The 13,250-nt window shown below is 61.9% G+C and carries 13 protein-coding genes; 6 read left to right on the plus strand and 7 right to left on the minus strand.

Annotated features, from left to right (window positions below; translation table 11 throughout):
- On the minus strand, positions 1-180 hold a 180-nt coding region (locus PLU72_13395), incomplete at its 3' end, for a hypothetical protein (protein HOT29174.1).
- A gap of 27 nt (positions 181-207) precedes the next feature.
- On the opposite strand from PLU72_13395, the gene PLU72_13400 reads away from it, so the two are divergent.
- Together PLU72_13400 and PLU72_13405 are read left to right on the plus strand one after the other, a co-directional pair.
- A complete protein-coding gene (locus PLU72_13400) occupies positions 208-660 on the plus strand; it encodes a YhcH/YjgK/YiaL family protein (protein ID HOT29175.1) in 453 nt (150 codons plus the stop codon).
- Complete coding sequence (locus PLU72_13405; GenBank protein ID HOT29176.1) at positions 657-1,049, plus strand: hypothetical protein; 393 nt, start codon at positions 657-659, stop codon at positions 1,047-1,049. Before PLU72_13400 ends, PLU72_13405 begins: the two co-directional genes overlap by 4 nt.
- Positions 1,050-1,214: 165 nt before the next feature.
- Here the strand turns inward: PLU72_13405 and PLU72_13410 are convergent, their stop codons facing one another.
- A complete protein-coding gene (locus tag PLU72_13410; GenBank protein HOT29177.1) occupies positions 1,215-3,998 on the minus strand; it encodes a pitrilysin family protein in 2,784 nt (927 codons plus the stop codon).
- 532 nt (positions 3,999-4,530) lie between these two features.
- Here PLU72_13410 and msrB point away from each other — a divergent pair.
- Entirely contained in the window at positions 4,531-4,941 is a 411-nt protein-coding gene (msrB, locus tag PLU72_13415) for a peptide-methionine (R)-S-oxide reductase MsrB (protein HOT29178.1), read from the plus strand.
- Between the two features lie 51 nt (positions 4,942-4,992).
- Here the strand turns inward: msrB and PLU72_13420 are convergent, their stop codons facing one another.
- Positions 4,993-5,622 (minus strand): hypothetical protein, encoded by a 630-nt coding sequence (locus tag PLU72_13420; protein HOT29179.1) that lies wholly within the window; start codon positions 5,620-5,622, stop codon positions 4,993-4,995.
- 115 nt (positions 5,623-5,737) lie between these two features.
- Between PLU72_13420 and PLU72_13425 the strand changes: the two genes are divergently transcribed.
- Positions 5,738-6,139, plus strand: coding sequence for a YccF domain-containing protein (locus PLU72_13425; GenBank protein ID HOT29180.1), 402 nt, complete (start codon positions 5,738-5,740; stop codon positions 6,137-6,139).
- Positions 6,140-6,163: 24 nt separating this feature from the next.
- On the opposite strand, the gene PLU72_13430 is transcribed toward PLU72_13425, so the two are convergent.
- Together PLU72_13430 and PLU72_13435 are read right to left on the minus strand one after the other, a co-directional pair.
- Positions 6,164-6,973 carry a hypothetical protein gene (locus tag PLU72_13430; GenBank protein ID HOT29181.1) on the minus strand — a complete coding sequence of 270 codons (810 nt, stop codon included), beginning with the start codon at positions 6,971-6,973 and terminating at the stop codon, positions 6,164-6,166.
- A gap of 44 nt (positions 6,974-7,017) precedes the next feature.
- Positions 7,018-8,769, minus strand: a complete 1,752-nt coding sequence (locus PLU72_13435; GenBank protein ID HOT29182.1) for a carboxypeptidase regulatory-like domain-containing protein — start codon at positions 8,767-8,769, stop codon at positions 7,018-7,020.
- Between the two features lie 141 nt (positions 8,770-8,910).
- Here PLU72_13435 and PLU72_13440 point away from each other — a divergent pair, with 141 nt between their 5' ends.
- On the plus strand, positions 8,911-9,192 hold the full coding sequence (locus PLU72_13440) for a type II toxin-antitoxin system RelE/ParE family toxin (protein HOT29183.1): 282 nt from the start codon (positions 8,911-8,913) through the stop codon (positions 9,190-9,192).
- A 35-nt stretch (positions 9,193-9,227) separates the two neighbouring features.
- Positions 9,228-9,539, plus strand: coding sequence for a HigA family addiction module antitoxin (locus tag PLU72_13445; GenBank protein ID HOT29184.1), 312 nt, complete (start codon positions 9,228-9,230; stop codon positions 9,537-9,539).
- An 18-nt stretch (positions 9,540-9,557) separates the two neighbouring features.
- Here the strand turns inward: PLU72_13445 and PLU72_13450 are convergent, their stop codons facing one another.
- Together PLU72_13450 and PLU72_13455 are read right to left on the minus strand one after the other, a co-directional pair.
- Positions 9,558-11,732: a Tex family protein gene (locus PLU72_13450; protein HOT29185.1), complete on the minus strand. Its 2,175-nt coding sequence runs from the start codon at positions 11,730-11,732 to the stop codon at positions 9,558-9,560.
- 141 nt (positions 11,733-11,873) lie between these two features.
- Positions 11,874-13,112: an L-serine ammonia-lyase gene (locus PLU72_13455; protein HOT29186.1), complete on the minus strand. Its 1,239-nt coding sequence runs from the start codon at positions 13,110-13,112 to the stop codon at positions 11,874-11,876.
- Positions 13,113-13,250 lie beyond the last annotated feature (138 nt).

Here is a 13,250-nt window from a genome sequence, read left to right on the forward strand (position 1 = left end):
AGCAGGACGCTGGAAGTGCACCGCCGGCGCCAGGACGGCGCGCTTCGGCGGGGCCGACCAGCAGGACGCTGGAAGTGCACCGCCGGCGCCAGGACGGCGCGCTTCGGCGGGGCCTGATAGAACGGGAAAGAGAGCCGCCGGCATCTCTTCTCTGTTGCGGCGGCGTGTCGGTTGGGGCATACTGTCCCTCACGCGAAGGAGTATGCCATGATTGTCGCCGCACTGCAAATCTGTACGAAATATTCCCACGTTTTCCCCGGACTCGCCCAGGCTTTCGAATGGCTCCGGACGACGAATCTCGCCAGGCTGGAGGCCGGCCGTCATCCGATCGATGGCGAGCGCATCTACGCCTCCGTCGCCGAGTACCGGACGAAACCGGTGGAAGAGGGTTTCTGGGAGGCGCACCGTCGATATGTCGACGTGCAGCTGGTCGTATCGGGAACGGAACGGTTCGGCTTCGGGCATCTCCATGAGATGCGGTTCGTCTCTCACGACGAATCTCGCGATCTGTCTGTCCTCGAGGGCGACGGTGACTTCTTCCTCCTCAGGCCGGGCCTGGTCGCGGTGCTGTTCCCCGATGACGCGCACATGCCGGGTCTGTGGGCCGGTTCCGCACCGGAAACGGTCCGCAAAATCGTCGTCAAGATCGCCCTGCCATGAGTCTCGCAACCGTCGAAAACTGGGAAGCCAGGCTTCGCGCCGCATTCGACCGCGCGGATGCCTACCTGGAACAGAAATATGCGGGCCGCTTCACCCTGAAGCCCAACCGCCCGCCCCACGAAGCCGGGGCAACCCGCGATGCCGACGGAGTATTCGATCTGACCGTCGGCTACACGGCCGGGTTCGGGTCGAAATATGGTGAAGGCTATGTATTCCGGGTCAGGCTGGCTACGTTCGACCATATTCCGTCTTCCACCCGCGCGAACATCGAGACCGAGGCGGTCGAGACGCTGACGAAAGAGATCGCCGCCGAGTTTCCGGACCGCGATTTGCGCATCGTCGTCGACGGCGAACAATACAAGGTCATCGGCGACCTTTCCCTGAAATGACTGAAATCTCTCGCGTCCTGCAGGATGAAAACAGCCGTTCGCCCTGAGCCTGCCGAAGGGGGCGAGAGCCTCTCGTGCTTCGACAGGCTCAGCACGAACGTGAGCGAGAAATGAAATCCCCCGGCCATGCGGCCGGGGGATTCGCAAGAGGGCGGTTAAGCTCGATCAGTTCTTTTTGTTGCCTTCGGCGTCGAGAATGACGATCTCGCCGAGTTTGAGCTCCCTGATCCCGGCTTCGATCTTCGCGCGATCACCGATCAGCAGCAGGACGGAACCGTTTTTGCCGGCGTATTTCGCCGCGGCGGCATTCACGTCGGCGAGGCCGAGGGTGCGGGTTTTCTCGAGTTCGGTAACGAATTCCGAGAACGGCAGGCCGAGGGCCCACAGTTCTCCCACGCGGCCGGCGACCTTGTTCATCGTGTCGAACCGCTGAGCGTAGCCTCGGAGGCGCATTTCGCGGGCGTCTTTCAGCTCGGTTTCCGAGATGGGCTTCTTGCCGGCGAGGTTTTCGAGTTCTTTCACGAACTCGATCACGGACTCCTTTGTCTTGTTGCCCTGGACGGACGAAGAGGCGAACCAGCTTCCCGCCTCCTTCGCCGACGCGAGGGCCGAGCGGGCGCCGTAGGTGTAGCCCTTGTCCTCGCGCAGGTTGAGGTTCAGACGGGTGCCGAACCCGCCGCTGCCCCAGACGGCGTCGGCAAGCATCAGCGGATAATAATCGGGATCAGCCCGCTTGATGCCGGGCATCAGCTGCAGCACGACCGTCTGCACGGCGCCGGGCTTGTCGATCAGATAGACCGTTCCGGTCGCGGCTGGCTTCGGGGCGGGAAGCGCGAGCGCGGGAGCCGGCTTGCCTTTCCAGGCGCCGAAGGCCTTTTCCGCGAGGCCTTTCGCCTCGTCGAGCGTGACGTCGCCGACGAAGATCAGGCAGGCGGAACCGGGCTTCCAATACGTTTCGTGCATTTTGACGAGATCGTCGCGGGTCAGCGCTTTGACGCTCGAGGCGAAACCGTTCACCGGCCAGCCGTACGGATGATCGGCGCCGAACGCGAGGACCGACCGCAGCCGGCCGGCGAGCGAGCGGGGATCGTTCTCCTCCTGCGACATGCCGTCGAGCATCCGCTTGCGCTCGCGGTCGATTTCCTCCTGGGGGAAGATCGGATTCAGGGCGACGTCGGCGAGAATCTCGAGCGCCGGAACGAGGTTGCGCTTGAGAATTTCGAACGAGATGCCGGCTGACTCGCGGCCCGCAGCCGAGCTGAGCGATGAGCCGAGCTGGAACATCGCCTGCTCGATCTCGAGCGCCTTGCGGCTCTTCGTGCCCATCTCGATCGTGGCCATCATCAGCTGCGCGTTGCCGGGCTTGCCGGGCTGGTCGTACAGGCTGCCGGACTTCACCGTCAGGCCGACGGCGACCTTGGGAAGCTCGGGCCGCTCGACGACGAGAATCTCGAGGCCGTTGTCGAGCTTCGCCGTCTTCACCTCGGGCGGCGTGAAGTCGCGGTCCTGGCCGAGCGCGGGGGGCTGTTCCCGCGAGAGTTCGATCTTTTCGACCTCGCCGGGCTGCTCCGGCCGGAAGCGGAGCTTCAACCGCTTGTCGGTGTTGATCCAGCGCTCGACCGCGGCGCGCACGTCCTCGGCCGTCAGGGTGCTGTACCGCTCGAAGTCGGCTTCGAACTTGTCCGGCGAGCCCAGATACGTGTTGTATTTGTTCAGCATGTCGGCCTTGCCGCCGAAGCCGCCGATCGCTTCGAGCGAGGAAACGAAGCCGAACTCGATCTTGTTCTTCACCCGTTCCAGCTCCTCGGCGGTCGGGCCTTCCTTCGCCAGGCGCGCGATCTCGGCGTCGACGATGGATTCGGCCTCGGTGGCGGAGGCGTCCGGCCTGAGCGTCAGCTCGACGCAGAAGTTGCCGGCGATCTCCATGCTGTCCTGGTAGGCGCTGACAGCGGTGCAGACCTGGCGGTCATACACGAGAGCCTTGTTCAGGCGCGAGGAGAGCCCGTCGGCCAGAACTGCCGCCGCGACGTCGAGCGCGGCATCCTGCGGCCCGAAATACGCCGGGGAGTGCCAGCAGATGTAGATTCTGGTTTGGGGAACGCGGTCGGCGACCTCGACGATCCGCTCCGAGTCCAGTTCGGGAATCCAGCGGGCCGGCCGCGCCAGCGCCGGGCCGGAGGGAATGGTCCCGAAATACTTCTTCACGAGCCGCTTCGCCTCTTCCGGATCGAAGTCGCCGGTGATGACGAGCGACATATTGTTTGGAGTATAATATGTCCGGAAGAACTCCTTCACGTCCTCGAGCGTGGCGGCGGAGAGGTCTTCCTGGCTGCCGATGACCGGCCACGAATACGGGTGGTCGGGCGGATACATGTAGGTGGCGGCCAATTCGCCGGCCCGTCCGTAGGGGGCGTTCTCGTAGCTCTGGCGCCGCTCGTTCTTCACGACGTCGCGCTGGTTGTTCAGTTTCGCCTCGTCGAGGCCGTCGAGAAGCGTGGCCATGCGGTCGGACTCGAGCCAGAGGAGATACTCGAGGTTGCCGGACGGCACGGTCGCGAAGTAGTTGGTGCGGTCGTTGCCGGTTGTGCCGTTGACGCCGCCCTCGCGCAGGTTCGCTCCGGCGCGCTCGACCCAGGTGAAATACTCGCCCGTGGCGTTTTTCGAACCCTGGAACATCAGGTGCTCGAACAGGTGCGCGAAGCCGGTGCGGCCGCGCTTCTCGTTCTTCGAACCGACGTGGAACCACTGGTTTACGTGAACGACGGGCAGTTTTTTGTCGAGATGCAGGATCACCTGCAGCCCGTTGGGCAGAACGTATTTCTCGAAAGCCAGCTTCGGAAGCTGTCCCTGGGGGTTCTCTCCGGGGGCCTGCGCCAGGACAGCCGTCGAGACGAGCGTCAGCACGAGCGCCAGGCACATCAGAACGCGTGAACGGATGATGAGCATCATCTGAACTCCTTTCCAAATTCCGGCATCTTCTCCGCCGGTTCGTTTCCCTCATGCCTTGTGTACCACCTTGCCGCCCGCATGGCAAGAGACGCTCAGGACGAGCGCATCAGGTTTCACAACAACTGGCTCACAAAGACCCCTTCACCACAGTGTCACAGAGACACAGAGAAAATTTCACCACAAAGGAACGAACACACAAAAACAATCGCTATTGAACCGTAGGGGCGGTTCGCGAACCGCCCAGCCATGGTGATTCACGTTCGCTCTTGCCGGCACGAGTGATACTCATGCATACGCCTTGAAGACGGAGGTTGTGACAAGGACCTTCGTTGCGTGTACAATGAAGCGGCTTCTCGAAATGCGTCATGGAACGAGACATGCCGGTCAGTGGAGAAAAGTGATGAATAGAAAGCAAAATATGAAAGCAGGGTTCGGATTTCTGGCGGCGGTGGCGATCGCCAGTTCCGCTGGTCTGGCCAGTGCCGGAGAGCCGCCTGTGGGAACACCTCCGGCGACGATCGAAGGAGAAACGATGAACGACAGAGTCGTGAAAACGAACGAAGAGTGGGAGAAGATCCTGACTCCAGACCAGTATCATGTCACCCGGGAGGCCGGCACCGAGGTGCCGTTCTCGGGCGAGTATGTGAAGTTCAACGAGAACGGCGTCTATACCTGCGTGTGCTGCGGCGCCGAGCTGTTCCGGTCGGGCGACAAGTTCGACACGAGCTGCGGCTGGCCCAGTTTTTCTGCCCCGGCCGCACAGACCGTTCTCAAGGCCGAAGCCGATCTCAGCTTCGGCATGCGGCGCATCGAGGTGCGGTGCGCCCGCTGCGACGCCCATCTCGGCCACGTCTTCGACGACGGCCCCAAACCGACCGGCCTCCGCTACTGCATCAACTCCGTGGCCCTGAAGTTCGTCCCCTCGGAAAAACCACCCCGCTGAAGCTTGGCTGGAGCCTTCCTCCACTCGCGAAATATCTTCGCTTCGAAATTTTCAGCGGGCGAGGCCGGTGAGGGTGATCTCGCCCGTCTTTTTGTCGATGCGGATACGGAAGGCGAACGAGGCTTCGTTCCGGTCGTTCGTGTAATACACATGTCGGCCCGTGAAAGAGGCCGCGAACGCGGTTTTTGTATTATTCTGCTCGATACATTTCAGTGATGCCTCGAGATGGTGATACGTCTCGATCAGTTGCGACTCCAGCAAAAACTCGACGAGTTCCGGCGCGCGTTCGAGCAGGTTCGCCGCGAGGATTCTGCCCATGACGATCTCTTCCCCCGCGGGAAGGTTCGTGACATCGGGACGGCGGAGTTCGGAGAAACATCGGCTGGAAACCACCACCCGCCTGTTCTTTCGGTCGATCGCGAGAAACGGCGTGCCTTCGAAGGTGAAGCTCGCAAGGTGCGGAACGAATTCCATATCTTGCGTTATATCTGCGGCCGCGATCGTTTTTCCCGCCTGCTCCTCGGCCCAGGAGTTCGTATAGTTCTGCCAGGGGCTCTGGTCTCTCGTGATGAAATACTCTGATTTGCAGAGTTTTGCCATGGGTTCACCTCCGATGGATGCGACGGCCAGAAGAACGCTCAGGATTACGGAAGCCGGGAACGCGAAACGCGGAATTCTCATGACGGGCCATCCTCTCCGAACCATGATGCGAATCTTGGAGTATCATATCATTCCGCCGGGCGATGAAAAACCATTCCCTTCACGGGATGCCAGCCCGGCAGGAAAGGAACCGGCCATGGATTCGTGTCTGTTTCTGGTCTTGCGGCTCATCTGGTTCGTCTTCATCGGGCTGCCGGTCGGGCTCGTCTGCATCAACGTCGGGTGGGTCTGCATGATCACGATCATCGGCATCCCGCTCGGACTGTGGGTGTTCAACCGCATTCCCATGATCATGACGCTGCAGCTCGACCCGGAAGACCGGTACCGACTTCAGCTCGAGGAAAACGAGGTGTTTCACGGCGGGGTGACGCAGTGGCCGCTGATTCTGCGGCTCCTGTGGCTGGTGGTGATCGGCTGGTGGCTTTCCCTGATCTGGATCAACGTGGCCTACCTGTGCTGCGTCACGGTCATCGGCCTGCCCGTCGGCTTCTGGATGTTCAACCGGCTCCCCGCGGTGATTTTCCTCACCCGCACCTGACGCGCTCTCCGCGTCGCTGAAGATTCAGCGGACGGCGGAGACCCCGAGAGACCAGGTCGGGCTCTGGTTGATGCTTCGAGCGGCCAGCTCCAGCGTGTAGCGGCTGCGCTTCATGCGATAGCCGAGATTCACGGCGTAGTGGTCGCTTCCGTAATACAGAAAGTCCGAGTCGTCGAAGATCTGCGCCTCGCCGAACAGCGTCGCGCCCTTCTTCATCGCTCGCTCGGCGCCGAGCGTGCCGATGATGGCGCGCTTCATGGCGATGGTCCGCCTGCGGCCGTCGGGAAAGAGGGCTGTGTATTTCTGCGTATATGCCTGCTTGATCTGAAGATATCCTTGAATATTATTGTGTATAGTATCTGTCACGGTGACATACACGTGTCGGAGGTGTTCGAGCTGAGACAGGTCGAGATGCTGCATGTTGGCGGCCGAGAGATCTGCATACGAGCCGCCGAACGCCATGTTGTTCTCGGGAATCTCGACGTGAACCCCGCCGGCCAGAACGCCTGTGATGCCGTCGATACCCGCGATCGAGGGGGTCGTCGCCCGGCTCGTCGAGAGATACGTGCCGACGAACAACACGTTCGGATGCAGCCGGGCGTTTGCCGACACCCAGATTTCATCCTTCTTTTCGCTCACGTCCCTTCCGCGAATATGCACGTTCCCATCAGCGAGGCCATATCGAAGAGCGTATTCGAGCCTGTGTGTCAGCGTGCCGACCGGAATCGCCATGGTGAGCAGACCGGGTCTGCCATCGACGGTGATGCCGCTCGCGTTCGCAGCGCTCGACGACGGTGCGAATGCGAGCAGGAACACGAAACAGAGCAGCGCCATTCCCGCGAGAGACAGGAAGCGCCCGTTCCGCCTGCGCGATGCGATCAGAAGTTCTCCTGTTCGTAGTTCGTGACGAAACTCGTCTTGCCGGCGATGACGTCGGCGATGAAGTAATACTTGCGGTCGTCGGCCGTGAGCGGTGCGACGACCAGCGCCGTATCGACGGTGTCGCTGGCGATCATGAAATGCTTGACCGTTTCGATCGGGGTCGTGGCCGTCGCCGAGTCGACGTCTTCGCCGACGACGATCAGGTATTTCGAGTTCTCGGTCGTCGGCAGCATGTGCGTGAACTTGAAAATGCCGCTCTCGTCGGCACCGTTGCCAGGGAAGTTCGTTCCGGTGCGCGTTTCCTTGATCGGCGTCTTGGGAGTGTTGAGCACCCAGTTCCGCTCCTCGGTGTCGCCGGACGAAGGCGTGTAGTCGTAGATGGAGTAGATTGCCACCGGCAGTCCTTCTTCGGTGCCGGATTTTGGGACGTAACGTCCGACGATCGAGCCGAAGCCGGTTTCCTGTGTATAGATCATGTAATAATTGAGGGTCGAAGGAGTGGTCGTCTGACCGTCCGAGTTGATCGTGAAGATCGCATCGAGTTGATCGAACCCTTCTTTCTTGCATTCGAGAGTGTACTGACCCGGATTGAACTCTCCGAGGGAAAAATACCCGTATCGATCGGTGATCGTGCTTGCATATCCCTTGAGCGTGATCGTCACGAACTCCAGCGGTCCGGCTGAATACGCATCGCGAATGTTGCCGCGCACTGCCACGGCATTCGTGCTGGCGGAAACCCGCGTGAGGTAGATCGTAGGCGTTGCCGGAGACTTCGAGCCGTCTTCGTTTATCTGGACGACGGAGGTCGCGGTGCGGAAGCCCTCGCCTTGAGCGGAGAGAATGACCAGACCGGACGGAAGGCCGATGAAAGAGAAAAGGCCTTCGGACGTGGTCTGCGTTTGCTTCGTCAGAACGCTGTCCTGGAGGGACAACGAGATGCGGATGCCGCCGAGAGGTTCCTTGGTGGTGTCGAGTTTGACGTATCCCTGGAGGGAGAAACTGCGGGGAATGACGGAAACGCTGATGTTCGCGGGCTGGGTCGTGCCGTTGGTGAACACTTCAACCTGTGCCCACTGCTCGTAGCTGCCGTCGGATTTCGCCCCGACTCCGATCTTGTACAGCCCGGCGGGGATGCGGGACAGGAAAAACTCACCCGTGCTGGTTGTGATCGTGGTGCCGAGTTTTGCGCCGCCGATCTCCTCGGCCGTCACGTCGATTCCTTCGACGGGAGTGGCTGCGACGTCCTTGCTGACGACCCTCCCTGTCAGGGAAAAGGTCTTTTTCGCAAGGAAAACATCGAGCAGAGGCTGAATTGCACCCGACGTGCTGAGCGTGAACGCGTAGGAGAAATCCTCGTATCCGGCGGCAGAAAAACTGATCTGATGAAGTCCTGCACTGATTCCCGACAGATAAAACCGACCGTTGGTCATCGTTTTGACGTTGAAGGAAGGGCTTGCCGTGACGCTCACGTTCGGCACTCCCTTCCCGGAGATCGAGTCGTAGACCATGCCGCTGAGATCGAACAAGCCGGTGTCTTCGTTTTTCACGACGGTCGTCGCCGGCGTCGTGAGCACGATCGCGGTCGAGCCGACGCTCTGGCTTCCCGGGGTGAACGAGGCCCCCGACGGATCGATGTAGGTCACCGGCACGAGCGGGCTGCGTTCGGTGCACCCCGACATCAGGATGACGACGGCGGCGATCGCCAGAACGACCGCCAGCCCCAATCTCCGCGATGTGACCGTACGCACGCCGCCCCCTTCCTATACAGAGAATCCGGTATCTGTATCGGCATCCGGGAGCCATTACTTGAGCCACGCCGGACCGAATCCTTGACAATGTGAACGCAGGGCGTTATATTAACGATAAGCGTTATGCTTCTGGGAGCGTGAATGATTCTGAGTTTTAGCTCGAAAGAAACGGAAATCATCTTCAACCGGGGCCGCTCGAAACGGATTCCGTCGGAGATTCAGCGTATTGCGCTGAGAAAATTACTTCAGCTTCATGCTGCCGTCAGTCTCGATAACCTGAAGATCCCACCGGGGAATCGTCTCGAGGAATTGAAAGGACCCCGCAAGGGGCAACACAGTATCCGAATCAACGATCAGTGGCGAATCTGTTTCCGCTGGAACAATGGGAATGTCCTCGATGTCGAAATTGTCGATTATCACTGAGCGGTTTTGATACGGGTGCAATACGAGGTGTGAATATGACGAAAAATAAAAAAACAGTGCCGCCGGTTCATCCCGGGGAGATTCTGCTCGAGGATTTTCTGAAGCCGATGAATATCAGCCAGTATAGGCTTGCCGTGCGCATCGGCGTCCCGCCCCGGCGAATCAACGAGATCGTTCTCGGAAAGCGGGCGATCACCGCCGATACCGCCCTGCGTCTCGGTCGGTTTTTCGATATGGAGCCGCAATACTGGCTGAATCTCCAGTCATGGTATGACCTCGAGATCGCCAAAGACACCGTTCTTCACGAAACGCTCGAAGAGATCATCCCCTGGAAGCGCGTCTCCTGACAGCCGCCCTGTCCTCTTTCAAGCTTCACTCTTCCGATTTCCCTCGCGATGAGAGCGCATCGAGAGGGAAATTCGGGAGCGTTTTTCGTCGACCTCGAGGACGGTGACGGTGACTTTCTGCTGGACTTTCACGACCTCGGACGGTTCGCGCACGAACCGGTCGGCAAGCTCGCTGATGTGAACCAGGCCGTCCTGGTGGACGCCGATGTCGACGAAGGCGCCGAACCGGGTCACGTTCGTGACGATGCCCGGCAGTTTCATGCCGGGTTTGAGATCCGAGATCTTGTGAATGCCCTCGGCGAAGGAAAAGGCTTCGAACCCCGCGCGCGGGTCGCGGCCGGGTTTTTCCAGCTCGCTCATGATGTCGCGCAACGTGGGCAGACCGACGTCGTCTGAAATGTATTTATTGATATCTATTTTACCGCGCAGGTCGGGACGGCTCAGCAGGTCGGAAACGGCGCAGCCGAGGTCCGCGGCCATCCGCTTCACGAGGGCATATCGCTCGGGGTGGACGGCGCTCGCATCGAGCGGATTGGCGCTCTGCCGGACGCGCAGGAAGCCGGCGCACTGCTCGAATGCCTTGGGGCCGAGCCGCGGCACTTTTTTCAGGTCGGCCCGCGACGTGAAGGGGCCGTTCTCGGTGCGCCAGGCGACGATGTTGCCCGCCAGCTGGGCGCCGACGCCGGCAACGTAGGTCAGGAGCGGGGCGCTGGCCGTGTTGACCTCGACGCCGACGGCGTTCACGCAGCTCGTGACGACGTCGTCGAGGCCGCGCTTGAGCTTCTTCTGGTCGACGTCGTGCTGATACTGACCGACCCCGATCGACTTTGGGTCGATCTTGACGAGCTCGGCGAGCGGATCCATGAGGCGCCGGCCGATCGAGACCGAGCCGCGGACCGTGACGTCCTGGTCGGGAAACTCGGTGCGGGCGACCTCCGAAGCCGAATACACCGAGGCGCCGCTCTCGTTCACCATCACGACGGGAATCTGCTTCAGAAACGGCAAGCCGCGCAGAAACGACTCGGTTTCGCGGCTCCCGGTGCCGTTTCCGACGGCGATCGCCTCGATCGAGAAACGCGCGCACAGGTCTTTGAGCGTGGCGGCCGCTTCCTCGCGCTGCCGATCGCTTCCGGTGACGTAGATAACGGTGTGATGGCGCAGAGCGGCCTGCCGGTCGAGGCAGACCAGCTTGCAGCCGGTGCGAAGGCCGGGATCGAGAGCGAGCACGTTCTTCTGGCCGAGCGGGGCGGCCATCAGCAGTTCGCGCAGGTTCGAGGCGAAGACGGCGATCGCATCGTCGTCGGCACGCGCCTTCAACTCGGCGCGAAGCTCGGTTTCGAGCGAGGGGGCGAGCAGCCGGTCGTAGCCGTCTTCGAGGGCGAGGCGCACCTGTTCCGACGCTTTGCCGGTGTTCTTCAGAAAGCGGCGGCCGAGAATGCCGAGCGCCTTGTCGGCCGGCGGCTTGACGGAAACCTTGAGCACGCCTTCGTTTTCGCCCCGGAAGATCGCGAGCAGACGGTGCCCGGCGGCCTTTGTCGCGGGCTCGCGCCAGTCGAACCAGTCGCGGAACTTGGCGCCCTCCTCTTCCTTGCCTTTCACGACGGAGGTCTCGATCAGCGCGAAGGCTGCGAAGTAGGCGCGCACGGCCTGGCGGGCCTCGGCGTGCTCGCTGACGAACTCGGCGATGATGTCGCGGGCCCCTTCCAGGGCTTCTTCCGGGCCGGCCACGCCCTTTTCCGCGCTGACATAGGCTTCGGCGGCACGCATCGGATCGAGAGACGGTTCCTGGAGAAGCAGGTGGTTGGCCAGCGGCTCGAGGCCGCGTTCGCGGGCCATCTGGGCCCGGGTGCGCCGCTTCGGCCGGTACGGCAGATACAGGTCTTCGAGCACGGCCAGCGTGGCGGCGCCGCGGACGGCCGATTCGAGCTCCGGCGTGAGCAGCTGGCGCTCGGTCAGCGAGCCGAGAATCGACTCGCGCCGCTTGTCCAGCTCGGCGAGCTGTTCCAGCCGGTCGCGGATCGTCTGGAGAGCGACTTCGTCGAGGCTTCCCGTTTTCTCCTTGCGATATCGCGCGATGAACGGCACGGTCGCGCCTTCATCGAACAGCGCGGCGGCCGCCTCGACCTGCGCCGGGCGCAGGCTGAGCTCGGTCGAAATGAGATGGCAATGAGAAGAAACGGTCGTGACGCTCATGGAACACCCCCCGATAATCGGCTCCCCATGTGGTATCCCATTCCTACATCCCGGTCAACCACACAAAATCGGTTTTTCAACACCTGTCACGGATGTCGGGGCGGGTTTCAAACCCGCCCCGACGGTCGACAATATGAAACGTCAGCCGACGACTTTTTCGAGAGGGCGGCAGCGGCGCATGAGGCCGTCGACGTGTTTGGCGAGGCCGCCGCCCGCCGTTTCGCGGTAGCGGCTCTGCAGGTCCATGCCGGTTTCGCGCATCGTGGCGACGACCTGGTCGAACGAGACGCGGTGGCGGCCGTCCGACATCAGCACGTAACTGGCGCACTCGATGGCACGAGCCGCGGCCATGGCGTTGCGCTCGATGCAGGGAATCTGCACCAGCCCGCCAATGGGGTCGCACGTCAGGCCGAGATGGTGTTCCAGGCCCATTTCCGCGGCATACTCGATCTGCGGGGGCGTGCCGCCCCAGAGTTTGCACGCCGCGGCCGCCGCCATGGCGCAGGCCGTGCCGATCTCGCCCTGGCAGCCGACCTCGGCCCCGCTGATCGAGGCGTTCGTCTTCACGAGGTTGCCGATCAGCCCCGCGACCGACAGGGCACGGACGATGCGGGCATCCGACAGGTGATCGAGACGCTGCAGGAGATACAACACCGCCGGCAGAACTCCGGCCGAGCCGCACGTCGGCGCGGTCACGACCTGGCCCCCGGCGGCGTTCTCTTCCGAAGTCGCCAGCGCATAGGCGAAGACAAGGTTGATCTTCTGCATCAGATCGTTCTGCTGACGGGCCCGTGTGAAATACATGCCGGCCTTTCGCGGCAGGCGCAGGCCGCCGGGCAGCACGCCCTCGGCCTCGAGCCCGCGCTGGATCGTCGCCTTCATCGTTTCCCAGACGCTCGCGAGGTGGTCCCAGATCGAGGCCGGTTCATGCTCCTTCACGTAGTCGGCGAACGAGATGCCGTTTTCGTCGAGATACTCGAGAATCTCGTGCATCGAATTGTGCGGATACACCTGCACGGGCGCGACCTCGTGCGAATGTTCCTCGCGCAGGAAGCCGCCGCCGACGCTGAAGACGCGCCACCGGTCGAGCTCATGTCCGTCGCCGTCACGGGCGATGCACTCCATGCCGTTCGGATGGAAGGGCAGAATGGTGTCGGGCTGCCAGAGAATCTCGACCGGCGTCGGGCGAAAGGCATCGATGATGGCCTGGTCGGTCAGATGCCCTTTCCCGGTTGCCGCGAGGCTTCCGTACAGAATCACGGTGAAGCCGGCCGCCTCGGGATGGCGTGCCCGGAACTGCTCGACGGCCTTGCGGGGGCCCATCGTATGGCTGCTCGACGGCCCGTGGCCGATCTTGAAGATGTCGCGAATCGATTCCATGAACGAGGTCCTTTGCGTGACGGTGATCTCTGCCGAAAAAATCCGCCCCCGGGCGAACGTCTCCGGGAGCGGCGGCGCGTGAAACGTATGTCGGCCGTTCGATCCCGAAACCTGAGAGGCTCCGGCACAGTACCAGAT

It is taken from the genome of Candidatus Ozemobacteraceae bacterium, assembly GCA_035373905.1.
Taxonomy (GTDB): Bacteria; Muiribacteriota; Ozemobacteria; order Ozemobacterales; family Ozemobacteraceae; genus MWAR01.

Coding starts and splice junctions, on each gene's coding strand:
- PLU72_13400 (HOT29175.1), top strand. CDS start 208: ATGATTGTCGCCGCACTGCAAATCTGTACGAAATATTCCCACGTTTTC.
- PLU72_13405 (HOT29176.1), top strand. CDS start 657: ATGAGTCTCGCAACCGTCGAAAACTGGGAAGCCAGGCTTCGCGCCGCA.
- PLU72_13410 (HOT29177.1), bottom strand. CDS start 3,998: ATGATGCTCATCATCCGTTCACGCGTTCTGATGTGCCTGGCGCTCGTG.
- msrB (HOT29178.1), top strand. CDS start 4,531: ATGAACGACAGAGTCGTGAAAACGAACGAAGAGTGGGAGAAGATCCTG.
- PLU72_13420 (HOT29179.1), bottom strand. CDS start 5,622: ATGAGAATTCCGCGTTTCGCGTTCCCGGCTTCCGTAATCCTGAGCGTT.
- PLU72_13425 (HOT29180.1), top strand. CDS start 5,738: ATGGATTCGTGTCTGTTTCTGGTCTTGCGGCTCATCTGGTTCGTCTTC.
- PLU72_13430 (HOT29181.1), bottom strand. CDS start 6,973: ATGGCGCTGCTCTGTTTCGTGTTCCTGCTCGCATTCGCACCGTCGTCG.
- PLU72_13440 (HOT29183.1), top strand. CDS start 8,911: ATGATTCTGAGTTTTAGCTCGAAAGAAACGGAAATCATCTTCAACCGG.
- PLU72_13445 (HOT29184.1), top strand. CDS start 9,228: ATGACGAAAAATAAAAAAACAGTGCCGCCGGTTCATCCCGGGGAGATT.
- PLU72_13450 (HOT29185.1), bottom strand. CDS start 11,732: ATGAGCGTCACGACCGTTTCTTCTCATTGCCATCTCATTTCGACCGAG.
- PLU72_13455 (HOT29186.1), bottom strand. CDS start 13,112: ATGGAATCGATTCGCGACATCTTCAAGATCGGCCACGGGCCGTCGAGC.